This is a genomic window from Candidatus Bathyarchaeota archaeon, assembly GCA_026014685.1.
In the GTDB taxonomy this organism is placed as follows: Archaea; Thermoproteota; Bathyarchaeia; order Bathyarchaeales; family Bathycorpusculaceae; genus Bathycorpusculum.
Map to the genome: position 1 here is coordinate 30,469 of JAOZHW010000015.1, position 22,740 is coordinate 53,208.

A 22,740-nucleotide genomic window follows, 5' to 3' on the forward strand; every position below is an offset into this window, starting at 1 on the left:
GATTTTTTGGAGACAAAAAAGAATATACCTGAACCTGAAATGACTTCTGAGGGCAAATTTAGATGCCGCCAAGACAGCCAAGAATACGATAATCGAGAAGACTACGAAACACACTGCATGGAAGAACACATGAGCAGCGAAGAAAGCAGCAGTAGAGAAATGTAAAAAGTTAAGGGCAAAAGCCCAGGGTTTATTGTTTCTCTTCTTTTTCTTGGAAGAGCTTCTTTATCGCGCTGATTCTTGCCTTCTGCGCTAAAGTGTCGCTTGTGACAACTGTGAGCGCTTCTTCAGGACACCATTTAACACATTGTGGGCCGTCAGGTTTGTCTTTGCAGAGGTCGCAGACGTAGACCACTTTTGTTTCGGGGTGAAGCATCATGGCGCCGTAGTCACAGGCTTCAATACACCAACCGCAACCGTTGCATTTTTCTTTGTCTAAAATTATGTTGCCAGTGTCTTCGGATTGGCTCAGAGCGTTGCGTGGGCATGCAGCGACGCAGGCGGGTTCTTCGCAGAGACGGCAAGTGACAGCCATGTTTGCTAACTGATTCACGCGGACTAGGCGGATGCGTGATTTTATTGGGTTGTAGGCTTTTTCTTTGCTGTATGAGCAGGCGTATTCGCAGATTTGACAGCCAACACATTTCTCGGGGTCAGCAGAGATGAATTTTCTTTGGTGAATCTTTACCATTTTTTATGCCTCAACTATTTTTTGGAATTCTTGCAAGCCTAATTCTTGAAGCTTAGCTTTAGATGGAACGCCTTCAACTGTCCAGCCGCGGGCATTGTAGTAGTCGTCTAGCATCAAGTCAAGTTCTTCTTGGGTGACAACCGCTCCTTTGGTCGGTCCGTCGTCAGAAACTGGTTGATTCATCACTTTCCAAGGCAGTGTATCGTCGTTTCGTGTTAAGCCTTCGCGGATGTTGATGAGTTTGGCAAGGGTGTTTATTCGTTCTCCAGCTACGCTTAGGTCTTGGGCTGATACTTCAGCGCCTGTTACTGCACTGTAGAGTTTAGCTAAGTCACCCAGTTCATTGTAGAAAGTGTTTCGGGAGTTTTTGCAGACAATGAATGAGTCGATTAGAGCGAAAATGTCCTCGTTCTCTTTAACGAGTTTGCCGCGGCCTTTTTCTGCTTTAAGACGGTCAACTTTGCCCTTTAAATCCAAAGTGAAAGCACCACTGCGGTTGTGGTCTGCACCACGGAAAGAAACCGCTGCAGCTAAAGCTGCGGTCTTTAGGCAACGTAAATCGTACCCAGTTACTTCTAAGCCTTTAATATGTTGAGCCAACTCGGAGGCGTTCTTACCGATTTTTTCAGCAGCAACTTTAACACCGTCTGCAAGCATCTGGCCGATGCCTTCACGTTTACCGATTTTCTCGACAAGTTGAACGACTGCTTCGCTGTTGCCGAAGTGCGGGTCGATGCCTTCAAGTTGATCGTGTGACAATAAGCCTTTTTCGTGGCAATCCATCAAAAAGCTGATTGTGACGCCTGTGCTGGTGGCGTCTAAACCGTAGTAGTTACAGAGTTCTGCAGCTCTGATTATTGCGTCGAGTTTGTCTACGCCACAGTTGGGTCCCAGCGCCCAGAGGTTGTCATATTCCATGCGTGCCAATGACCCTTTGTAGGGGCCTTCCCTGACGAGCGCTTCATGTTCACAACGCATAGCACATGAGTTGCAAGCGATGATTTTTGCAACGTAGCGTTCGTTTAGGACTTCGGCGTTGATGTTTTCGGTTTTTTCAAAATGCGAAGCGCTGTAGTTGCGTGTGGGCATACACATTAATTCGTTGGTGACTTCGATGTTGTCAACGGTGCCTAAAGTGCGGTATTTCTGCACTGCAGGTCCCTTCATGCGCTCATGGAATTCCCGCACCATATCCGTGAATACATCTGGTTTTGCGACGGTTATGTCGCGGGTGCCTCTGACGGCAATGGCTTTGAGGTTCTTGCTGCCCATAACAGCACCCAAACCAGTCCTACCAGCGGCACGGGTTTTTTCGTTAATGATACAAGCGATTTTTGATTGTTTCTCGCCAGCTAAACCGATTGAGGCAACCCTAACGTAGAAGTCGCCTAGCTCCTCTTTGATGGCGTCTTCTGTTTCAAAGGGTGATTTGCCCCAGATGTTTGAAGCATCAAGAAGCTGAACCGCTTCGTCATCGATCCATAGGTAAACTGGTTTTTCAGCTTTCCCAGTTAAAACGATGGCATCATACCCTGCGCGTTTAAGTTCTGCGCCGAAGGTGCCGTGGCTTACTGCTTCGCCGACGCCGCCTGTTGCAGGCGATTTTGATATGAAAGCGTGGCCGTTGCCGCCTGTTGGAAACATTGTCCCTGAAACTGGCCCCAAAGCTAACACGAGTGGATTTTCGGGGCTAAGCGGGTTGACCCCTGCTTTTGAATTAGATAACCAAAGTTTCAGTCCTAGACCGATGCCGCCGACGTATTTTTTGGCGGTTTCGTCGGTTAATTTTTCAGTGTGAGTTTTGCCTGTAGTTAAATCAACATACAATACTGTTCCTGCGTAACCGAGCAACCTTGTCCCTCCGAGAGGCTCCGAGTAGTCTATTTCAGCGGACACTATATTAAGCTAATGGGTTCATGATGGATAATTTACCGTGTTTAGCTTAATTTAGCACCGTTTTAGCCACCTATTAAATTCAGGCAAGTTTATTTTTAGCTAAAAACAAAAAAGACAGGGCACTTAAAACGCCCACTGCAAACGAAAATTATTCTTCCTCTTTTTCTTGGAAGAGCTTCTTTATCGCGTTAAGCCGCGCCTTCTGAGCCAACACATCACTGGTTACGACGGTGAGGGCTTCTTCAGGGCACCACTTAACACATTGAGGACCATCAGGCTTGTATTGGCAAAGGTCACAGACATAGACGGTTTTTGTTTCTGGATGCATCATCATAGCGCCGTAGTCGCAGGCTTCAATACACCAACCGCAACCGTTGCATTGGTCTTTGTCGATAATTATGTTGCCTGTTTCGCGTGACTGAGAAAGCGCATCTCTGGGGCATGCGGCGACACAAGCGGGTTCTTGGCATTTTCTGCAGGTCACAGCAATGTTCTTAATCTGTTTAGCTCGAACAACGCGGATACGGGATTTAACTGCGTTGAAGACTTTTTCGTGACTAAAAGAGCAAGCGTATTCACAGATCTGGCATCCAACACATTTGTCGGGGTCAGCAGAGATGAATTTTCTGTCATGCAGAGTAACCATGTTCTAGTCCTCCTTAACTATGTGGGCGAAGGCTTCTAAACCTAACTCTTTAAGTTGCGCTTGGGTAGGTAAACCTTGCTTTGTCCAGCCCCGTGCCTCGTAGTAATCGTCCAGAAGCAAGTCAAGTTCCTCTTGGGTGACGACTGCACCTTTTGCGGGGCCATCGTCTGGAACAGGTTTGTTCATCACTTTCCAGGGCAATGTGTCGTCTTTGCGGGTTAAGCCGCCGCGTGTGTTGATGAGTTTAGCGAGGGTTTGTATGCGTTGAGCTGTGACAGCCATCTCTTCAGGGGTAACTTGTATACCTGTGGTTATACTGTAGACTTTTGCTATGTCGGCAAGTTCACCGTAGAAGGTTCCTTTAGCGTTCTTGCAGACCATAAGAGAATCAAGCAAGTTGGTAACGTCTTCGAAGTCTTTGACGATTTTGCCTCTGCCTTTTTCTGCCTTTAGACTGTTAACTTTGCCTTTCAAGTCAACGATTAACACGTTACTTCGGGTGTGGTCAGCGCCTCGGAAGGAAACCGCGGCAGCTAAAGCAGTGGTTTTTAGGCAACGCAGGTCGTAGCCGGTGACTTCTAAGCCCTTAATGTGCTGGGCAAGTTCATAGGCGTTCTTACCGATTTTCTCGGCAGCAACCTTAACGCCCTCAGCCAAGATGTCACCGATGCCTTCACGTTTACCGATTTTCTCGATCAAGTTAATTACTGCATTAGCGTTGCCAAAGTGGGCGTCTATACCGTCAAGCTGTTCATGAGACACCAACCCTTTTTCGTGGCAATCCATCAAGAAACCTACCGCTACACCTGTGCTGGTGGCGTCTAAACCGTAGTAGTAGCATCGTTCTGCAGCTTTTATTATAAAGTTAGGTTGATCTACGCCGCAGTTTGGACCCAAAGCCCAAACGTTGTCATATTCAAGGCGCGTCATGGTTCCCCTGTAGGAGCCGTCGCGGATTATGACTTCATGTTCACAGCGCATTGCACACGAGTTGCAGGCTATGATTTTTGCAAGGAAATGCTCGTTTAGGACTTCCCCGCTAATTTTGTCTATACCTAAAAAGTGAGCTCTCTCGTAGTTGTTTGTGGGTAAACAGGTGAGGTTGTTGTTTATGGCAAGGCTTTCTATTGAACCCAAGGTACGGTACTTCTTTGCGGCGGGACCCTTCATGCGTTCATGGAATTCCTGAACTAAATCGAGGAACTCCGCGGGTTTTGCCACTGCAACGTCACATGTGCCTCTGACGGCGATGGCTTTGAGGTTCTTGCTGCCCATAACAGCCCCCACCCCAGTCCTACCAGCCGCGTGGGTTTTATCGTTAATTATACTGGCGATTTTGGAAAGTTTCTCTCCCGCTAAACCGATAGCGGCAACTCTAATGTAGTAGTCGCCTAACTCGTCTCTTATTACGTCTTCAGTTTCGCTTGGAGACCTTCCCCAAAGGTGGTTAGCGTCACGTAGCTTAACTGAGTCGTCGTCAATCCAGAGGTAAACTGGTTTTTCAGCTTTCCCAGTTATAACCACCGCATCGTAGCCTGCACGTTTTAACTCTGTGCCAAATGTGCCGTGTGCCACTGCCTCGGCTACGCCATTTGTTGAAGGTGACTTTGATATGAAGGCGTGGCCGTTGCCGCCTGTTGGAAACATGGTTCCAGACAGGGGTCCGAGGGCGAGGACAAAGGGGTTTTCTGGACTAAAAGCATCCATTCGTGTTTTGGTGTTTGATAGCCACAAATACATGCCTAAACCGATGCCGCCAATGTATTTCCTAGCGGTTTCTTCGGATAGTTTTTCGGTTCTTGTTTTCCCGGTGGCTAAGTCGACATAGAGTATTTTCCCTGCGTAGCCGAACAAACGGTTAATCTCCAAGAGTGTTAAAAGAAGGTACCTAATGCACACTATATTAAGGTAATGGGTTATCGGGGTGGAAATTCATGTTTTTAACGTTAAAAGGATGGATTTTTATGAAAAAGTTTCAGAAACAAGGGGCATAGTATAGTCTGCTCACTGAACCAATTTTTAGACAAAGAAGACACAAAAAATACACAGCAACAATTAACCTCTCAAAACAGAGACAAAACACCCAACTCCAGATGCAAAGAAGCGAAAACTTAAACCAACAGAAACCTGTCCCTCTCTACAGGAGAACCGCCCGTGCGAATCGACAAACTCAAACAAACCGCAAAAAACCAAAACAAACCTGCTAACTTTGCAATCTTCAACCCGCATAACATCACCTACTTTACAGGCTTCCAAGGGGCAGCCGCACTACTAATCCCTGAACAAGGAGAAAACATACTCTACGTTTCAGGCGTGAACTATGAGCAGGCAAAAGCCGAAGTCAAAGGCTTCACAGTGCAACTGCTTAAACGCGGGGAAAACTTGATGGAAAAAATCGCTCAACAAACAGGCAATACAAAATTGACTGTGGATACTTTGCCGATTGAAAACTGGCGATCACTCTGTAAAGCAGTCGGCGGGGAAGAGAAACTAGAACCCGCAGCTCAGCTTTTCCGCAGCCTCCGCCAAACCAAAGACAAAGAAGAAATCCAACTTATCCGCGAAGCCTGCAAGATAGCAGATGTTGGCATAAAAGCTGCGCAGGAAACCATATGCCCAGGCTTGACTGAGAAAGAGTTGGCAGCTGAGGTCGAGTACGCCATGCGCAAAGCAGGTTCTGATGGGGTAGCGTTTGAAACCATCGTAGCTTGCGGGGCCTGTTGTGCTTATCCGCATGGTACAGTGATGGGACGAACCATTTGCGAGGGCGACTTTGTGGTGGTTGATTTAGGCGCTACATACAGGTTTTACCGCTCAGACATTACCCGCACGTTCGTCGCGGGCAAACCCACCGAGAGGCAGCAGAAAATTTTTGATGCGGTGCGGTTAGCACAGCAGAAGGCAATCGAAGCCATCAAACCCCAAAAGCCAGCCAAAGACGTGGACGCCGTTGCAAGAGAACTGATTGAGGAGGCAGGGTTCGGCGAGTTTTTCGTGCATAATTTGGGGCACGGCGTGGGGTTGGAGGTTCATGAAGGGCCCGTTTTGAGTCCAGATAGCAAAGACATACTCGAGGCAGACAATGTGGTAACTGTTGAACCAGGTGTGTACATTCCACAGTATGGTGGAGTCAGGATCGAAGACACCGTTCTAGTAACTGCAGATGCAGCAGAAAGATTAACACACGCGTCAGTTGAGTTGTAAGCAAAACTAAATAGGCACTTTGAGATTTCCTTTTTGAGGCGAATTGTTTTGATTAAAAACCCAGCAGTCATCCTAATCGACGTTCAAAACGACTTCTTCACAGGACCACTGAAAACCAAACGTGTTCCCGCAATCATCCAACCCCTACAGAGACTGCTTGTAGCAGCTCACAAAAATGGCGTGCCCGTAATCTACTGCATCGACGCCCACTACCCCCAAGACGTCGAGGTAACTCGTAAATGGGGCAACCACGCCATAAAAGGCACCCCCGGCGCAGAAGTCATCCCCGAATTGGCACCCGACATGAAACTTGATTATATTGTTGAGAAGCGTACTTACAGTGGCTTCTTTGAGACGGGGTTGGATTCACTTCTAAGGAGCCTCTACCACGGCGAGGGTGCCAGAACCGTCATCTTCGGCGGGTTACATACTAACATGTGCGTTAGGCATACTTCGGCGGATGCGTTCTTCCGAGGGTACCACATTATCATCGCGGAGGACGGTGTGGAAGCTTTTAGCGAGAAAGACCATCATGAGGGCCTGAAATATTTGGAGCACGTTTACAACGCTAAAGTCATGTCTGTTAATAGTATTATTCAAGAGGTAGTCAAGTAATCACTTGCTTTTTGTGATTGCTGAACTAACCCAACGCGTCTAACACAAACGCGACGGCACTATGGCGAAGGTTTCATGGTGTAGGTGGCTAGCTGGATACATCGAACGGTTAAGGTTTAGCTGCAGCTTTATCAGAAATGCAAACGTGAAAAAAGAAGACGGCGTCTATCACCGTTACCAACCGATTATTCAATAACCCTACAAGAAAAAGGGAGTCATGAAGCGTTTAGAGGATTTGGCGGCCAATCCCTTTGGTGTTCTCAGCGAGAACGGCGGCGTTCTTGGGGGAGTATTATATGCCCCTTCACCGCTAACAGTGGGTGGTGAAAAACCAAGATGCAGATAGAAAAGAAACTAATCCTATGCAGCATACTAGCAATATCTATCGGAATAGCGACAATTGTACCATTAGCTTACGTCATGGGCAATATATCTACTGCTAAGGCACAAACAGACGAAGCAACACCATGGTTCAACTTAAATGTACCCTACGCAATCTATACAGCTAACGTTACAGATAGCTTAGTAGAATACCCTGATGGACGCGGGCCGCGAATTACATACACAACAGCCTACGACATAAAATACAACGCCACCAAAAATCCAGAAGCATCACCCAACTTGGAGGGAGCTAGAGTAGAATTTTTCGAGTTCCAAATCTACTCAGACTTAGGATCAATAGAAAACATAACACTTTATGTCGGCGCAAACGGAAACGGCAACACAACCTTCAATCCATTAGAAAACTTCCAATTCTCCCGCGAAAACTGGTTCAACATCTCTGAAATAACTGCAAACGGCGGAGCTGGCGGCTTATTCATCTTTCAATACAACGGAACATTAGGAAACGTCTTCGGCGACCAAGGCTGGTTGGGAGGTACAGGCGGCAGTTCCTCAAGTAGCTTCTTCCCAGGTGAAGAACAAACGGCATCCCAGAAATTCCAGAACACATACTATGCAGACAAAATATACATTGACGTCAGAAGAGTTGGATTTGTATCATTCATCGGCAACTCAACTATCGTTACACTCGCAGACAACTCAGTTTTCCAGCACTTAGAACTAACAAGACAGGGCGACCAATTCATCTACGGTACATTACCACCACCACAGTAGGCTTAGGGAGAACTGAGAAATGACTAGCGACGAACTGGAAGGCAACACATTAAGCGTCTACGCATTCATCGTCCGCGCAGACAAACCCGTCGGCACAAGAGAAGTCACACGCGGAGCGGAACTCAGCAGCACCAGCGTCGCATACAGGCACCTACAGAAGCTCGAAGGCATGGGATTAATCGAAAAAAATAGTTACGGCGACTATATCCTCAGGGAGAAAGCAAACATCAATGGGCACGTGTGGGTCGGCAAAAACCTCGTACCCAGATTGATGTTTTACTCCTTCTTTTTTATGGGCGCATTCGCCGCAGAAGTAGGAATAATTATGTTAAGTTTGGTAATTAAGGGTTTAGTTGTGCAGAGCAGCTTCTATTTTTTAACGGGGATGACGGCGGTGGCTATGGCGCTGTTTTTGGCGGAAGGGCTGGCGCTGAATCGCAAACTCAAACCCAAACATGAATCCGAGGCAACATAATGGGAAACAGGGTGATTTTGGCGGCGATTAAACAAGCATTAAACACAGCCACAGAGTATAGCCTCCATGTTAACTACGACTCGGAGGATAACCCAGTCTTGAAGGTAGCGCCCGCAACCAAGTTCAAGCAACCAACATTGAAAGCTAACCAAAGGGTTTTGTTCTATATATAAGGGAGGGGAGAGAGCGGTAGAGCAACAGTGTGCGGTTTTTCGATCGAGAGTGTTTATTTGAGTTTTTTTACTGATTCGTTGGCTGCTTCTAGGTCTTTTTTCTTGGTTTCTTGGTAGCTTTTTACTTTTGCAAGAACTTCTGGGTTTTCTAAGGCGAATATTTTTGCGGCTGCGATTGCTGCGGCTTCAGGTTCGATCGTAACCACTGAACCGATGCCGCTGGGAACTCGAAGTGAAGAGTAAATGTCTGCTCCGCCGTATTTTTCGCTGTAGGGTGGACAGGCGATGACTGGTTTGGTGGTGCTTCCGTCTATGAATGCGCTTAGGGCGTTTGAGCGTCCTGCAACGGTTATGTAAATCACTTTTTGGGTTTCGAATTCTTTGAGGATTTCCAGAACCGTGAGTGGGGTTTTGTGTGCGGAGGCCACGCGGAATTCGTATTCTACACCGAGAAGTTTTAGGTATTTTGCGATTTCACGGGAGAAATCTAGGTCCCGCTCGGAACCCATGATGATTAATGCCTTGCCAGTCATGTTCATTCACGTTGGATTTCTAAGAGAAAACTAGCTAATTAACGTTTAACCGCCACTGTTTAGAGTTTAGCGTTGCTGTTGGGTTACAGTCACATGTGCTTATCAACAGATTCTCCAACAAATGGGTGAGGAACAGCTGTGGTTCAGGAAAGCATCAGACAACACAAACGGGAAGAGTTGCTAAAGAAACTATTGGGCAAGTGGGCGGTAGATGTAGCCCTTAGAACAGCAGACGGCAAAGTGGTTTCTGGATACGGAGAGATGGATGCCAAGGAAATCGACTCAACAATAAACGTGGAGATTAACACCGAAATCGAAGGCTACGAAGACTACTACGAAAACCACCTCTGGAGCTACGACTCCACCAACGGTGAAGTTCACCTCTTCAGCGTCACCTCAGAAGGCCAAACACGGGACCATAAGGGCAAGTGGGTTGATGGCTCAGCTGTTGAATTGTGTTGGAGGGGAACCTTTGAGGATCAAGATCAAGAAGAGCAAGTTGTTGTGCAATGGGTCTCGCTGCATCACATTGTAATGAAGCAGACAAATTATGCCCAGGGCAAACCTCTGTTAACAACTGATTATGTCTTCAAAAGAAGAGAAACCTAACCCAGCAACTCAAGAAGGGTTTTTTTCAGTTTTTCGGAGGCTACCTGAACTTCTGGGCTTAATCCCTCTGCAAAATCCATACTCTTGGGCTCAATCAGTAGTAGCTTGATTTTTGCATTTGTTGATTTTTGAATGTATTCGCAGAAAAGCCTCAAGGGTAAAACGTGCGAGGTAACAGCGGAGAACGCTGGCACATCATCCAAATTAACTAGACAAGTGTCTCCAGCTTTGTGCCCCAACACAGCAGCGTCGATTATGAGCACATGCGTGGGGTTACATTCATCGATTTCTAAAAGAAAACTCTCAGGAACAGTTTCACACTCCAAAAGACAAACATCCCCGCGAACCTTTCCCTGCAATTCTCCAACAATTTTTAACCCCACGTAGTCGTCTGAGCGGTTAGGGTTACCGATGCCTGCTACCACGACCTTTTTTGCATCCTTAAACCATGCTTGAAGTTCCAGTTCAGTTTTATCAGCCACGAAAGCACCACGTAAAGAATTGAATTTGTAGCTAGAAAAAGCTTGCCTTAAGCTAGTTTGTTTTCTTTGCAAGCGTCGGGGGTTTTCTGTGGGCATCCCACGCATGATGCAGCGCCAAGCCCGGATGATGCAGAAGCATTCTTGGACCAGAGTAACGCATGACTTTTCGGACTTTTTCTTTCATGTCGGGGCGGTAGCAGTGAACGACGCATTTGCCGCAGGTGCTTTTTTTCTCTTGGAAGGGGCATTTGTCGAGGCGCATAAAGGCGTAGGTTTTGAATTCGGTGCATTCTGGGCATAGTTCGCCGTGTGTGCCGTGGTGACCTTTGCAGTAGATTTCGACCATGTAGCCGATGGTTTTCTTTTCACGTTTCATTCGTTTGTGTTCGGGGTTTGGAGGTTGCACCTGCATGTCAATCAAGCCTGATAGATGATATATGTGTTTTTACTTAAGGGTTGACCCTAACAGGTAAGGGAATTTCAAAAAAGAGGTTAACCCAAAGAAAGGGGTGAATCAGCGGCGGCTAACGGAATCCACTAGCCGCTTTTGTGCGTCAAAGACTTCAACTGTCAGCGGCATCTGCCCCACTGCGGCGTGAGTAGAGCAGCCAAAGCAGGGATCGTAAGCGCGGAAAGCCATCTCAACCATGTTAAGTATACCTTGGTCGGCTTTGCCGTTGTGGATAAAGCCCTTTGCCGCGTCACGGACACTCATACATATGGAAGGGTAATTGTTGGTTGTTGCGACGATTAGGTTTACGTCTTTAACCATTGCGTCCTTGTCTAAAGTGTAGTGGTGGATGAGCGTGCCGCGGGCTGCTTCGACTACGCCGACGCCTTCGCCTGGTTCGCCTGGTTTGTTGCGGATGTGGGTGCTTGTGATTTCGGGGTCTTTGATGAGCTCCACTGCGCGTTCCGTTGCGTAGAGTAACTCGATGAGTCTTGCCCAGTGGAAAGCCAAAGTGCTGTGGACGGGTTTGCCGCCGAAGGTTTTGTACATTTCTTGGTATTCTGCCTGTGCCAGCGGGGTTGCCATGCCGTCTGATGCGTTTAAGCGTGCAAGTGGACCCACACGGTACAAGCCGCTGTCTGTGCCTGCCGTGAGTCCCTTGTAGCCGACTGCTTTAAGGTATGGGAACTTGCTGTAGGTCCATTCTTCGACGTGTTCACCGATGTGTTTGAGGTAGTCTTTTGGTTCGAATTTGGCGAATTGTTTACCGTTGGGGTCGACTACGCGGATTTTGCCGTCGTAAAAGTTGACTTTGTTGTTTTCGTCCACGGTGCCCATGTAGTAAGTTGGCATCGTGTAGGGGGTGCTCTTGATTAAACCCACATACTTTGCGTTTCCTAAGACTATGTCGTGGAATAGTTTAAGGCTGAATTGGGCGAAGTCTCGGCATGAAGAGGCCATCTGCTCGATTTCTTGGCGGTTGGCTTCGCTGAGCGCTTTTGAGATTCCGCCAGGCAAACCGCAGACTGGATGAGTAGCTTTACCGCCGATGATTTCAGTAATTTTCTGGCCGTAAGCGCGGTGTTTTATGACGTCTTTTGCCACATCCATACCTGCCTTTTCGATGACACCTAAGATGTTACGTTTTTCTGGAGGCGCATCGATGCCAACGATGAAGTCGGGGCCGCCTAAGTAGTAGAAGTGCAGTGTGTGATCATAGATGACGTATGCGGCGTACATGAGTTCACGGAGCTTCTTTGCCGCTGAAGGTGGCTCAACGTTGAAGGCTGCATCGAGGGCTTTGGTTGCCGCGAAGTGATGGGCAACGGGGCATACTCCGCAGATGCGCGAGGTTAATTGGGGCATTAATTCGGCGCGTCTGCCGATGCAGAATTTCTCGAAGCCACGGAGTTCGGGGATTTTCAGGTAAGCGTTTTCGACTTCGCCTTTGTCGTTTAGGAATATGGATACGTTACCGTGTCCTTCGAGCCGTGTGATCGGGTCGATTAGAATTTCCTTCATTTCTTAATCACCTTTCTTTTAAGAATCGACGCTGGCAAACTGTACATGTAAAAAGTGCCAGTCGGGTCCTTTATTTGACTGATGAGTTCCTCTATCTCCTTTTGGGTATATGTCTCTTTTCCCGGTTCAGCTTCGTAACCCAAAATCGAAGCAAGAGCAGTAATCATAGCTGCACCCTGTTCAGGCACGTTAGGCGCTTTACCGCCACAGCCAGTACAAGGCATATCAGCAGTTAAACATCTGGCACCACAACCGCTTCGAGTAGCAATACCCATACAGAGAATGCCCTGTTCCAGTAGGCATTTTTCTGGTTCAGGCTCTTTCTCGTAGACACGGTAGAGTTTACCGATTTTTTTGTTGTCACGTTTGCGTGGGCATTCATCGCAGACTGGTTTAGGTGGAGCAAGCACGGAGCCTTTTGGCGGCAGGTTGTTGCTTGCGATTGCATCAACCGCGCCTACAATTAGCTTGGTTGGCGGTGGGCAACCTGGGAGATAGTAATCTACATCTACGGTTTGGGCGAGGGTTTTGACGGTGTCGTAGAATTCGGGGATTTTGAGTGTGCCCTCTTTGACTTGGCTTTCAGGTTTAGGAGTGGTTGCTTGAGGATTAACGTTTGATGCGTCAGTTAGGAAGACTTTTTCGAACACTTCGTCTTTATTGCTCAAGTTCGCCAAGCCCGGAACGCTGCCTTCATGAGCGCATGAGCCGAAAGCTACAAGAGTCTTGCTTTTCTGCCGTAGCAATTTTGCCATGTGCTCCTGTTCACTGTTACGTATGGAGCCGTTGAAGAAGGTGATATCAATGTACTTATCTGGAAGTGCTTCAACGTCTTTGTATTTGATGTCCATAGCGACTGGCCAGAAAACTATGTCGGCTAATTGGACGACGTCGAGGATTTTCTCGTTTATGTCTAAGACGGCGATTTCGCAGCCGCCGCAGCTTGCAGCCCAGTAAAAGGCTATCTTGAGCTTAGGTTTACTCATCATTGTTTTGCTCCCTGAGTGGCGAATTGTTCAACTATCTTTTTGGCGTTAACTCGAAGTTCGCTGAAAGCTAACTCTTCCGGCGACATACCCATAGCTAACCCAAGTAGTTGCGGATAATGAAGAATTGGAATGCCGTAGACTTCGTTAAAAGTTTTCTCTATCCGAAGCTCATTTGTATCGTACATTATGTGGCAAAACGGGCAAATCGTAACCAAAGCCTGCGCTTCAACCATCTTTATGTGATTGAGCTTATCCCGCGCAAGTTGAAGAGCAATTTTGTCGCTCACACCAACGCTTGGCGCACCACAACATTCCGTTTCATCAATGTAGTCAAGACAAGTGGCGCCTGTGGCTTCGATGAGCATCTTAAGCGTCTGCGGGTCTTCAGGGTCATCAAAACCAATGAACTCTTTGGGGCGCAGTATATGGCAGCCATTGTGCTCGGCAACTTTAAGGCCACTAAGTGGGCGTGTGACTGAGGCTTTGATTTTTTTTACACCCACATCCTCTTTGAGCAACTGTAGAAGATGTTTGGTTTCAACCGTGCCCTTGAATTCTAGACCTGCTTCTTTTAGGTGGCTGTTAATTTTTTCTTTAAGCGCTTTGTCGGCTTTCAATATTTTGTTGACTTTCTTGAGTGTACCTGCGCATCCTGGGCAAAGCGTGAGGATGTTTAAGCCGACTTGTTCAGCAATCGCAAGATTCTTAGCCGCTAAAATCAGCATGGTTTCATGGCTGACTGGGTCAAAGGGCAAGCCGCAACAGTTGAATTCAGGCATCTCCACCAACTCCACACCCAGCTTAGAGAGAACTTTGCGTGAAGAAATCTCAAAAGAGGAAACGCGATAGGGGATTGCGCATCCGAGGAAAATCAGGTACTTACTGTTGGTCACTTGCTCTTTCTCCTTGAGGTTTTTGGACGCGGTCGAAGAACGTTACGCCTTTGAGGGTTTTCTTGACTGTGTCGGGGTTGCCTTTGGGCAGAGGCGGAAGCCCTTGACTCTCCCGCTTTTTGATCCGCAAATCTGGGATTTTGTAAGCATAACCAGTTTCGATTAGGCTCTGGGCTTGATCTTTGAAAACCTGTGGAATGCAGCCTTTCTCAGTTGCGAGGTTTCGGAAAACTCGGATGACACTGGCGACTTCAACGTCTTGGGGACAGCGATCTGTGCAGGTAAAACACGCCGCACAAAGCCACAGAGTGTCGCTGTTTAACACGCGGTCTTTTAAGCCCAACTGCGCCATGTGTATGAGTGTGCGTGGGCGGTAGGAGTCGCTGAAGCGGGCAACGGGGCAGTCGGAGGTGCAGGTGCCGCATTGGAAGCATTTGAGGATTTTTTCGCTTCCATGCATTTTTTGGAGTTCATACTTGAATGTTGGGTCTATTTCAGAAGCTTTTATGGGCTGCTCCTTGCCCTGCAGGGGGGAAGTTGACGCTGGCGCCTCAGTCATAACGGTGACACCTTAACTGGTTGGATAGCACCGTATTTGTGCTTATCGTTTGAAATGGCTTTGCGGAGTAATTAAAGTTTGAGCAGGGACAAAGTTGATTCTTACATATCGGATGCGAGGAACACTGTACCTCTTGGCAGGTTCCCTCATTTAAAGCCGCATACCGAACCGTATCCGCAAGCGCGTAAACCACGCGACGTCTCAAAGCGGATCCCCCCTCCCTTATATAAAGGACAAAAGCACATCAAAAAATCAGGTTTGTTTGGGTGCTTGGTTCCCCTGGAAAAAGTGTACAGCCCACATCGAAACAGGCTTAGAAACATAGATTGATTCCCAAAAAAAAGCAGTTCTAAAAACCTACCTGCACTATGTCAAATTCTGTTATCTTCGCTATGTTGATGTTACTGTTTTGGTTGTTGTTTCTTCCAAACTGTGGGGTCGCGCAGGTTTTGCACGGGTGACTCTTCAGTGAAGCCCTGCTCTGTTTGGATGGTTTGTTTGTATTTTTGTTCGGCAAGTTTGGCTTTGCCTTCTTTGCTGCTGAGCTCTACGCTGTTTCCCAGTTTGTAGATTGTTCTGCCGAGCCGACGTTCCCCGACCGTTTTTGTACATCTACCCATGTTCTTTAAAGATTGCATTCTTTAAAATTTATATTTTGAGTTCCTGCGGCGGGGCTTTTCTATGGTTTCTTTAAAATATGCTTTGTTAAAAAAATGAAGGTTTGTTAGTATGGGAATATTTTTGTATTTAATATTTTTTCATTTTATTATTTTTATTGACATAAAATTGTTTCAATATGCTGCATTTGCCACAAATCTTATAAATAAAACGCCTTAATAAGGAGAATTGTTGGGCAAGGGCTAAATAGTGAAAACTTTTGCTCAATAATTCAATAAAGTGGAGAAAAGAGAATGAAAATTGTTAAATTTGATAAGATAGCGATAGCTCTAGCAATCGCTCTAGTGCTGTCAATCATTTCATCAATGCTAGTCATACCTATTCGCGCACAAAGTTACACAGGCTGGAAAGCATCCTACGCATACATCGGAGCCACACCAAACCCATGTTCAGTCGGCGAAGAAGTTCTCCTACACATCGGGATAACTGAAGCACTACAAATAACCGAGGACAAATGGCGCGGCTTAACCGTCACCATCATAAAACCAGATAACACGACCCAAACGCTTGGCCCATTCGACACCGACTCTACAGGCGGCACAGGCACAGTTTATGTACCCACTCAAGAAGGCACCTATAAACTGCAAACCCATTTCCCCGAACAATGGTACAACTACACCACATATGATTTCTTCTTAGGTTTTCAAGACGTCAAATGCCTATACAAAGCTGATGACAGCCCAATACTCGAACTAGTAGTCGGTACTGAAGAAAAGCAGTATTGGCCAGGCGTGCCTATGCCTAGTGAATACTGGACCAGACCAATCGACAGCCAAATAAGAGAATGGAACGTAATTTCAGGCAGTTGGTTGTCTCCTGGTAGCTACGGCGGTCAATTTGTAGACGGACAAGACGACGCACCAGACACGGCACACGTTCTATGGCAAAAACCCTTACAAATCGGCGGTTTAGCAGGTGGTGTAGGCATTTCTGAACAAGCTGCTGTATTTCCAGGCGACGCATATGAAGGTAAATTCACGAATACGCTAGTCATCATGGGTGTATTAATCTACCAACAGTTCGACACAGTGGGCGGCAACGCAGTTGACAACTCCATAATTGCAGTCGATATCCACACTGGAAAAACCTTGTGGCAAAAAGACCTCAAGAACCCAGCAGGCGAACGTGTAGTACCACAATACGGCCAAATAATGTACTGGAAAAGCTTCAACACTCAAGGAGTCTATCCGTACCTTTTCTGCGCCACAAGTAGCGGATTCTTTGGGTTTGGAGCCTCAACCACACTAGAGGCTTTTGACCCCTTCACTGGACGCTGGCTATTCACATACACAAACATGCCCAGCGGGACCAGACTATACGGACCAAACGGCGAAATTTTGATCTACACTCTAAACTACCAAGCTGGCTATATGACTATTTGGAATTCAACTGCCGTCATAGACGCTTACTGGGGTACAACTCAGAACAGTCCAATGTTTGGTTCATGGCAGCCCCAAGGAAAGACCATCAACGCCACCGGACCATGTCCAGTCACATCAGCTACACCATATGGATATAATGGCTACACCAAGAACATTACTATACCTAAAGGCTTGCTCGGAAGCGCCCAATTCATATACCCTGATGATGTAATCGTCGGCTACCAAAGGCTCGAAACCACAGGTATGTTCACTGTAGTTACTCTTAACGATGCGCCATTCGTGTTATGGGCAATCGATGCAAAAACAGGTGCGTTGAAATTCAACAAGACCATTGCGGCACCTCCCGGAAATGTAACTCTTTCAGTTGCGGCAGGAAGTGCAGAAGATCGAGTTATATGTCTATGGAGCAAAGAGTTGGCGCAATTCTGGGCTTACGACATAGATACAGGTAACCTGAAATGGGGACCAACGGCGCCACAGAACTATCTTGACGTCTTCGCCATGTATCCACGCATCTACAACGGCATACTCTACTCTAACGGTATGAGCGGCATAATGTATGCATACGACGCGCAGACAGGCAAATTGCTTTGGAATTACACCTACAAGGATCCATGGTCAGAAACCTTATGGTCTGATTACTGGTCTTCGCTACGTCCACGTATCGTTGCAGATGGAAAAATCTACCTTGGTCAAAGTGAACACTCAGTCAACCAACCACAACCCCGCGGTGCACCTTTTGTCTGCATCAACGCAACGACAGGAGAGGTCATATGGTCGATTGCTGGAATGTTCCGCCAGACTGACTGGGGCGGAAGCGCAGTCATGGGTGACAGCATAATCGCAACTATGGATACGTATAACCAGATGATCTACGCGATAGGCAAAGGTCCCACAGCAACAACCGTTACAGCTCCAGACAGCGGCATAGAATTTGGTAGATCAGTAACCATCAAAGGCACTGTCCTTGACATATCGCCAGGTACCCAAGACGAATCGATAAAACTGCGTTTTCCAAACGGCGTAGCCGCAGTCTCAGATGAATCAATCTCTGATTGGATGCTTTATACCTACAAACAGTTTGCGCGACCTACAAACACAACAGGTGTACCAGTAACTATAAGCGTAGTCGACTCAAACGGCAACTACCGAACAATCGGCACAACCACCACCAGTTCAGACGGATTCTATAGTCTCAACTGGACTCCTGACATTCCCGGTGAATTCCATGTCTACGCAAGCTTTCCAGGTTCAGCAGCTTACTACGGGTCACATGCTGAAACGGCATTCGCAGTTGACGATATACCACAACCAACCGCAACAGTAACTCCGGTCCAAACTAATCCACCCTACGAATTGTACATCGTAGCTATGGGAATAGCTGTTATAATTGCAGTTGCTACACTACTGATCACTCGAAAACGACCATAACAGCACAAAAACTAATCCCCTTCTTTTTTTTAAAATGTAGATATGTATTCTCCTGGAAGAGGCCATCGAGTGGGAATTGGGTAAATTGTACTTTCAATTGTTGATATTCCCTGGATCCCTGCAACTTGGTTTTGCGTGGAAATTAGTTGGTCTATATCTCTGACAAAGAGCTGGAAGAAAAGGTCGTAGTTGCCGCTTGTTTTGATGACAAGAAATGTATCTTTTATATTCATCACAGCGTTGATCACTGAGGACATGTCACTTTGAGATGCAAATGATAAAGCAAAAACCACCATGGCGTGGTAGCCAAGTTTTTTAGGGTCAATCTGAATAACTGACCTTATTATTCGGTTGCTAACCAGGTTGTTGTATTTTCTGGATACCGTATTTATTGATGTGCCGATTTCATTGGCTATTTTGATGAATGGTTGCATACTGTTTTCAGTCATTTTTTGAATTATTTGTAAATCTATTTTGTCCAGTTTTAATTGGTGCTTTTGTTTTTCAGCAGATCTTTTAAAAGTTGTTTCCCCATTCGTTTTGTTCGGTAATAAATGCAGATTTTCAGGCACATTTTTTACTCCAACCCATGTTTCAACTTGTAAATCGCGTACAAACTTATTTTTCCTCAAGGTTTCCTTCAAATGGGTTATCTCATCGATTTCGCCGAAGCCTGCAAAAAAGTTTATCTTATTTTTTGGGTCTCGAAATATAAATGGGATCTCAAAGGGAATTGTTCGTATATAATTCATTACTTCATCGATTTCTTTTTCCACGGTGATTGCTATTGTGTATATTGTATTTCTGCCTAACGCTTTTTGATTTATTTGGAGCGTAGAACCTGTGATTACTCCATTTTTCTCAAGTTCGGAGAAGCGATCACTTATTGATGCGGTGGATAAGTTAGTTTCAGCCGCGATTTTCACGAAACTTTTTCTTGCGTTGCCTAGAAGAGATGTAATTATTTTTGCGTCTATTTCATCTATGTTTATTGCTATACTTCATCTCCCCTTGAGCGAATATACATCTTAAACTGCTTTTGCTTTTAAATTTCTCTGTAGTTAAATTTAGTTTCTTGTAATTAATCAGTTTAACACCTGTTCGTTAATAGAAGTTTGTTGGTAAAGATTAAATTTTCAGCCCGAATTTTCCTAATAAATTTTCATAAAAATCTCATATTGCGAAAATTTTATAAATTAAACACATCGATAACAACCAGCCATTGAGCAAGCCAATCTCAACATGCTCAATAAAGGAGAAAAGAAAAAAATGAGATTAAAACTGAAAATATCCAAAACACTAGCCACAACCGTGACAATTCTGTTTTTAGCAATGAGTACACTTTCGGCCTTACCTGCAATTAATGCGCAAACCGACGGGTCTGTAGCAACTGAAGTTCCCACCTTTTTAATGCTCAACGTTGCTCCAAACCCCATAGGCGTCGGCCAAGAAGCTCTGATCAATGCTTTCATGACCAAACCGCCAATCACCGCTGGATTCAGAGGTACAGGAACCATGTATGAAGGCATTAAAGTCGAGATTACAAAACCCGACGGAACTAAAGCAACCATTGATATGGGCAAATCTGACAGCACGGGCGGAACATGGACAAACTTTACACCTGATCAAACAGGTAATTATACCTTCAAAGCAACCTACCCAGGACAACACGCAGAAGAAACAGTCATCAATTTCTTCGGTCCACCATCATTCTACAACATCACCTACCTAAAAAGCGAAAGTGACATAGTCACCCTAAAAGTTCAAGAAGACCCCATACCAATGTTCAACACAGCGCCACTTCCAACAGAATACTGGTCCAGACCAATCCAGGCACAAAACTATTTCTGGGCTGAATTAGGTTCCAACTGGTACGGATTAGCTGCACCAGCATTTGCAACCACAGGCGGTTACGACGCTACTGGCAACTTCCAACCTTATGGCACCGCACCAAACACTGGGCACATAATGTGGGTTAAACCTACGCATTTTGGCGGACAACCAGGGCTTCCGATACCTAACGACCAAATGAGCAACTACATGACAACAACGATCGCTACTAACTATTTTGAACCAATAATCCTCAACGGCGTACTCTACTACACCGAATACTCCGGTCCTAGCGCCGCAAAGACTGCTTGGGTAGCTGTCGACATAAGGACAGGTGAAACCCTCTGGACAAGGTCTGCTGGTGAATCAGGAAACGAAGTCATTCGTATGGGTCAGGTAATGCGCTTTAAATCTATACAAGAATTTGGCTCTTGGGCGTTCCTTTATAGTTGCCCCTCAGCGTCATTCTTTGGCAACCCTGAATACATGTCTGTCTACGATGCTTACAGCGGCCAATATTTGATGAATATCACCAACGTCCAAAACCCAGCGTTCCTTATCGATGATTCGGAAGATTCTGATCAGAAAGGCAGCCTCCTTGGTTACTACACTAGCGGCGGTAACCTCACGATGTGGAACTCTAGCAGACTCATGTTGGGTGCAGATGGAATAACTATACGGCCCTCAGGCACTAAAAACTGGAGCGAAGGTATCGAATGGACAGTGAAACTTCCTGCGGAAATATCCCAAGGCGGGATAGCAATCCGCGACCATGACGTGATAATACTTAGATACGCACCAACCTACAATCAGTTCTCATCGCTAAGCTATGGTTCTCAAGTTACTGCAGGCTATGATGCAAAAACAGGAAAGTTACTTTGGGGTCCAAAGAATCAAACCATACCCAAACTCCAAGATGTATCAGTTCTAGGTGCAGGCAAAGATGTATATGTACTACATAACAAAGACACAAACGAGGCCTTTGGTTATTCGATGAAAACGGGTAACCTGATGTGGGGTCCAGTAAAACTTCCAGGCAACGCATGGGACCACATATCAATCGCGGCAGAAGTAGCATACGGAAAAATCTTCATCTTCGGCTTCGGCGGATACGTCAACGCAGTCGATTTACAAACAGGAAAAATCGATTGGACCTACGTTCCTGAGAGCTCAGGATACAACACTGGCTATGGCATCTATCCAGTTTGGTACAACGGCATGATCGCAGATGAAAAACTTTTCATCTCCCAAAGCCACATGTATGATCCTCCAGTCTATCCAGGTGCACAACAGCTTGCTATAAACACCACAACAGGCAAACTAGTATGGAGCATACTGAGCTTTACTGGGCGAGTACCTACAGCAGCCGCTGACGGCTACTTGATTCAGTGGAACAGTTATGATAGTCAAATATACTCTATAGGTAAAGGTCCCTCCTCAACCACAGTGGTAGCTTCCCCAAAAATCTCTGAGCAAGGCACCGCCGTACTTGTCGAAGGTACTGTTATAGATATATCTGCAGGCACAAAAGACTCTGATAGATCTGCAAGATTTCCCCATGGCGTCCCCGCGGTCTCTGATGAAAGCATGAGCGACTGGATGGAATACGTTTACATGCAGCAGCCTAAACCAACCAACGCTACAGGCGTTAAGGTAACCATAAGTGTACTTGACCCCAACGGTAACGCCTACAACGTCGGCACCACAACCAGCGACTCAAACGGATTCTACAAATTATCCTTCGTGCCAGAGGTCCCAGGTGAATACAGAGTGTTCGCTACTTTCGAAGGTTCTGAATCATACTGGCCTTCAAGTGCTGAAACCGCAATAGTTGTCTCAGAGCCAGAACCAACTCCGACACCGACACCAGTAGTCGCCGCTCCACCCTACGAAACCTACATTATAGGTATGGGTATCGCTGTTATCGTTGCAGTCGCAGTATCAACAGCTGCACTGATGCTTATCATCAGAAAAAGACCCTAAACAGTTTCCCTTTTCTTTTTTTTGACTACCAAAACGTGAGCTCTTTTTTTCCTATCTCTGTTGAGTCACAGTTAAATGCTTCCTCGCTTCCTAACTATTTAGGCGAATCAACTTGAAACTTGAAGTTACAACCATAAAACAGAATGTTATCATTCCAAACGCTACCCCAAAACAAGTCTACGACGCGTACACAGACCCAAAAAAACACAGCGAATTCACTGACAGCCGAGCAACAGGCAAACCATCCGTTGGTAGCAAATTCTCAACCTGGGATGGATACATCTTCGGCAAGTACCTTGAGCTGGAAGACGGCAAACGTGTTGTTCAAAGCTGGGCTACTACCGACTGGGAAGAGGGGTACCCGGATTCAAGGTTGGAGTTGACTTTTCGAGCTGTACCTGAAGGCACTGAAATCGTGATGGTGCACTCCAACGTTCCTAAAGTGCAAGCGGTTGAGGTGGAGCAGGGCTGGATGGAGTTCTACTGGAACCCCCTCAAAGAATACTTTAGCGCTCAATGAAAACCATGCAGGTTACCCCTGAATGGAAAAAATAGGCTCAACTATAGACGGGGTATGCCAAAA

At 46.3% G+C, this 22,740-nt stretch carries 22 protein-coding genes; 9 read left to right on the top strand and 13 right to left on the bottom strand.

The annotated features are described in order from the left end of the window. Positions 1-6: 6 nt before the first annotated feature. Positions 7-165, top strand: a complete 159-nt coding sequence (locus NWE96_09950; GenBank protein ID MCW3984298.1) for a hypothetical protein — start codon at positions 7-9, stop codon at positions 163-165. Between the two features lie 25 nt (positions 166-190). Here NWE96_09950 and NWE96_09955 read toward each other — a convergent pair whose 3' ends face one another. From NWE96_09955 to NWE96_09970, 4 genes are all read right to left on the bottom strand, one after another. Continuing rightward, positions 191-691, bottom strand: a complete 501-nt coding sequence (locus NWE96_09955) for a 4Fe-4S dicluster domain-containing protein (GenBank protein MCW3984299.1) — start codon at positions 689-691, stop codon at positions 191-193. 3 nt (positions 692-694) lie between these two features. Then, the gene (locus tag NWE96_09960) at positions 695-2,587 is read right to left on the bottom strand and encodes an aldehyde ferredoxin oxidoreductase family protein (protein ID MCW3984300.1); all 1,893 of its coding nucleotides are present in this window, start codon (positions 2,585-2,587) and stop codon (positions 695-697) included. A gap of 148 nt (positions 2,588-2,735) precedes the next feature. Beyond that, positions 2,736-3,233, bottom strand: a complete 498-nt coding sequence (locus NWE96_09965) for a 4Fe-4S dicluster domain-containing protein (GenBank protein MCW3984301.1) — start codon at positions 3,231-3,233, stop codon at positions 2,736-2,738. A gap of 3 nt (positions 3,234-3,236) precedes the next feature. Further along, on the bottom strand, positions 3,237-5,087 hold the full coding sequence (locus tag NWE96_09970) for an aldehyde ferredoxin oxidoreductase family protein (protein MCW3984302.1): 1,851 nt from the start codon (positions 5,085-5,087) through the stop codon (positions 3,237-3,239). Between the two features lie 300 nt (positions 5,088-5,387). Between NWE96_09970 and NWE96_09975 the strand changes: the two genes are divergently transcribed. The 4 genes from NWE96_09975 to NWE96_09990 all read left to right on the top strand — a co-directional run bounded on the left by NWE96_09975 (position 5,388) and on the right by NWE96_09990 (position 8,643). Beyond that, positions 5,388-6,437, top strand: a complete 1,050-nt coding sequence (locus NWE96_09975) for a Xaa-Pro peptidase family protein (protein MCW3984303.1) — start codon at positions 5,388-5,390, stop codon at positions 6,435-6,437. 48 nt (positions 6,438-6,485) lie between these two features. Beyond that, the gene (locus NWE96_09980) at positions 6,486-7,052 is read left to right on the top strand and encodes a cysteine hydrolase (GenBank protein MCW3984304.1); all 567 of its coding nucleotides are present in this window, start codon (positions 6,486-6,488) and stop codon (positions 7,050-7,052) included. Positions 7,053-7,388: 336 nt separating this feature from the next. Beyond that, the gene (locus NWE96_09985) at positions 7,389-8,168 is read left to right on the top strand and encodes a hypothetical protein (protein MCW3984305.1); all 780 of its coding nucleotides are present in this window, start codon (positions 7,389-7,391) and stop codon (positions 8,166-8,168) included. A gap of 19 nt (positions 8,169-8,187) precedes the next feature. Then, the gene (locus NWE96_09990) at positions 8,188-8,643 is read left to right on the top strand and encodes a hypothetical protein (GenBank protein MCW3984306.1); all 456 of its coding nucleotides are present in this window, start codon (positions 8,188-8,190) and stop codon (positions 8,641-8,643) included. Between the two features lie 226 nt (positions 8,644-8,869). Here the strand turns inward: NWE96_09990 and NWE96_09995 are convergent, their stop codons facing one another. Continuing rightward, positions 8,870-9,349, bottom strand: coding sequence for an AIR carboxylase family protein (locus NWE96_09995; protein ID MCW3984307.1), 480 nt, complete (start codon positions 9,347-9,349; stop codon positions 8,870-8,872). A gap of 138 nt (positions 9,350-9,487) precedes the next feature. Here NWE96_09995 and NWE96_10000 point away from each other — a divergent pair, with 138 nt between their 5' ends. Continuing rightward, a complete protein-coding gene (locus NWE96_10000) occupies positions 9,488-9,958 on the top strand; it encodes a hypothetical protein (GenBank protein MCW3984308.1) in 471 nt (156 codons plus the stop codon). Here NWE96_10000 and NWE96_10005 read toward each other — a convergent pair. The 7 genes from NWE96_10005 to NWE96_10035 all read right to left on the bottom strand — a co-directional run bounded on the left by NWE96_10005 (position 9,955) and on the right by NWE96_10035 (position 15,473). Continuing rightward, positions 9,955-10,440, bottom strand: a complete 486-nt coding sequence (locus NWE96_10005) for a hydrogenase maturation protease (protein MCW3984309.1) — start codon at positions 10,438-10,440, stop codon at positions 9,955-9,957. The two genes, NWE96_10000 and NWE96_10005, sit on opposite strands and share 4 nt — an antisense overlap. Positions 10,441-10,492: 52 nt before the next feature. After that, complete coding sequence (locus NWE96_10010) at positions 10,493-10,852, bottom strand: nitrous oxide-stimulated promoter family protein (GenBank protein ID MCW3984310.1); 360 nt, start codon at positions 10,850-10,852, stop codon at positions 10,493-10,495. A gap of 102 nt (positions 10,853-10,954) precedes the next feature. Continuing rightward, positions 10,955-12,412 (bottom strand): Ni/Fe hydrogenase subunit alpha, encoded by a 1,458-nt coding sequence (locus NWE96_10015; protein MCW3984311.1) that lies wholly within the window; start codon positions 12,410-12,412, stop codon positions 10,955-10,957. Next, positions 12,409-13,398: an oxidoreductase gene (locus NWE96_10020; GenBank protein ID MCW3984312.1), complete on the bottom strand. Its 990-nt coding sequence runs from the start codon at positions 13,396-13,398 to the stop codon at positions 12,409-12,411. The genes NWE96_10015 and NWE96_10020 overlap by 4 nt, the downstream gene beginning before the upstream one ends. After that, entirely contained in the window at positions 13,398-14,294 is an 897-nt protein-coding gene (locus tag NWE96_10025) for a CoB--CoM heterodisulfide reductase iron-sulfur subunit B family protein (protein ID MCW3984313.1), read from the bottom strand. Before NWE96_10025 ends, NWE96_10020 begins: the two co-directional genes overlap by 1 nt. Next, complete coding sequence (locus NWE96_10030) at positions 14,281-14,853, bottom strand: 4Fe-4S dicluster domain-containing protein (protein ID MCW3984314.1); 573 nt, start codon at positions 14,851-14,853, stop codon at positions 14,281-14,283. The genes NWE96_10025 and NWE96_10030 overlap by 14 nt, the downstream gene beginning before the upstream one ends. A 401-nt stretch (positions 14,854-15,254) precedes the next feature. Further along, on the bottom strand, positions 15,255-15,473 hold the full coding sequence (locus NWE96_10035; GenBank protein ID MCW3984315.1) for a hypothetical protein: 219 nt from the start codon (positions 15,471-15,473) through the stop codon (positions 15,255-15,257). Between the two features lie 291 nt (positions 15,474-15,764). Here NWE96_10035 and NWE96_10040 point away from each other — a divergent pair, with 291 nt between their 5' ends. After that, positions 15,765-18,344: a PQQ-binding-like beta-propeller repeat protein gene (locus NWE96_10040; protein MCW3984316.1), complete on the top strand. Its 2,580-nt coding sequence runs from the start codon at positions 15,765-15,767 to the stop codon at positions 18,342-18,344. 29 nt (positions 18,345-18,373) lie between these two features. Here NWE96_10040 and NWE96_10045 read toward each other — a convergent pair whose 3' ends face one another. Next, positions 18,374-19,321, bottom strand: coding sequence for an Lrp/AsnC family transcriptional regulator (locus NWE96_10045; GenBank protein MCW3984317.1), 948 nt, complete (start codon positions 19,319-19,321; stop codon positions 18,374-18,376). Positions 19,322-19,613: 292 nt separating this feature from the next. Here NWE96_10045 and NWE96_10050 point away from each other — a divergent pair, with 292 nt between their 5' ends. Both NWE96_10050 and NWE96_10055 read left to right on the top strand, forming a co-directional pair. Then, positions 19,614-22,157: a PQQ-binding-like beta-propeller repeat protein gene (locus NWE96_10050; GenBank protein ID MCW3984318.1), complete on the top strand. Its 2,544-nt coding sequence runs from the start codon at positions 19,614-19,616 to the stop codon at positions 22,155-22,157. A gap of 112 nt (positions 22,158-22,269) precedes the next feature. After that, positions 22,270-22,677 (top strand): SRPBCC domain-containing protein, encoded by a 408-nt coding sequence (locus tag NWE96_10055; GenBank protein MCW3984319.1) that lies wholly within the window; start codon positions 22,270-22,272, stop codon positions 22,675-22,677. The last annotated feature ends 63 nt before the right edge of the window (positions 22,678-22,740 follow it).

What these genes read in the sequence shown, in the direction of transcription:
- NWE96_09955 (MCW3984299.1), bottom strand. Translation starts at nt 691, where the DNA reads ATGGTAAAGATTCACCAAAGAAAATTCATCTCTGCTGACCCCGAGAAA.
- NWE96_09965 (MCW3984301.1), bottom strand. Translation starts at nt 3,233, where the DNA reads ATGGTTACTCTGCATGACAGAAAATTCATCTCTGCTGACCCCGACAAA.
- NWE96_09985 (MCW3984305.1), top strand. Translation starts at nt 7,389, where the DNA reads ATGCAGATAGAAAAGAAACTAATCCTATGCAGCATACTAGCAATATCT.
- NWE96_09990 (MCW3984306.1), top strand. Translation starts at nt 8,188, where the DNA reads ATGACTAGCGACGAACTGGAAGGCAACACATTAAGCGTCTACGCATTC.
- NWE96_09995 (MCW3984307.1), bottom strand. Translation starts at nt 9,349, where the DNA reads ATGACTGGCAAGGCATTAATCATCATGGGTTCCGAGCGGGACCTAGAT.
- NWE96_10010 (MCW3984310.1), bottom strand. Translation starts at nt 10,852, where the DNA reads ATGCAGGTGCAACCTCCAAACCCCGAACACAAACGAATGAAACGTGAA.
- NWE96_10015 (MCW3984311.1), bottom strand. Translation starts at nt 12,412, where the DNA reads ATGAAGGAAATTCTAATCGACCCGATCACACGGCTCGAAGGACACGGT.
- NWE96_10020 (MCW3984312.1), bottom strand. Translation starts at nt 13,398, where the DNA reads ATGAGTAAACCTAAGCTCAAGATAGCCTTTTACTGGGCTGCAAGCTGC.
- NWE96_10030 (MCW3984314.1), bottom strand. Translation starts at nt 14,853, where the DNA reads ATGACTGAGGCGCCAGCGTCAACTTCCCCCCTGCAGGGCAAGGAGCAG.
- NWE96_10035 (MCW3984315.1), bottom strand. Translation starts at nt 15,473, where the DNA reads ATGGGTAGATGTACAAAAACGGTCGGGGAACGTCGGCTCGGCAGAACA.
- NWE96_10040 (MCW3984316.1), top strand. Translation starts at nt 15,765, where the DNA reads ATGAAAATTGTTAAATTTGATAAGATAGCGATAGCTCTAGCAATCGCT.
- NWE96_10050 (MCW3984318.1), top strand. Translation starts at nt 19,614, where the DNA reads ATGAGATTAAAACTGAAAATATCCAAAACACTAGCCACAACCGTGACA.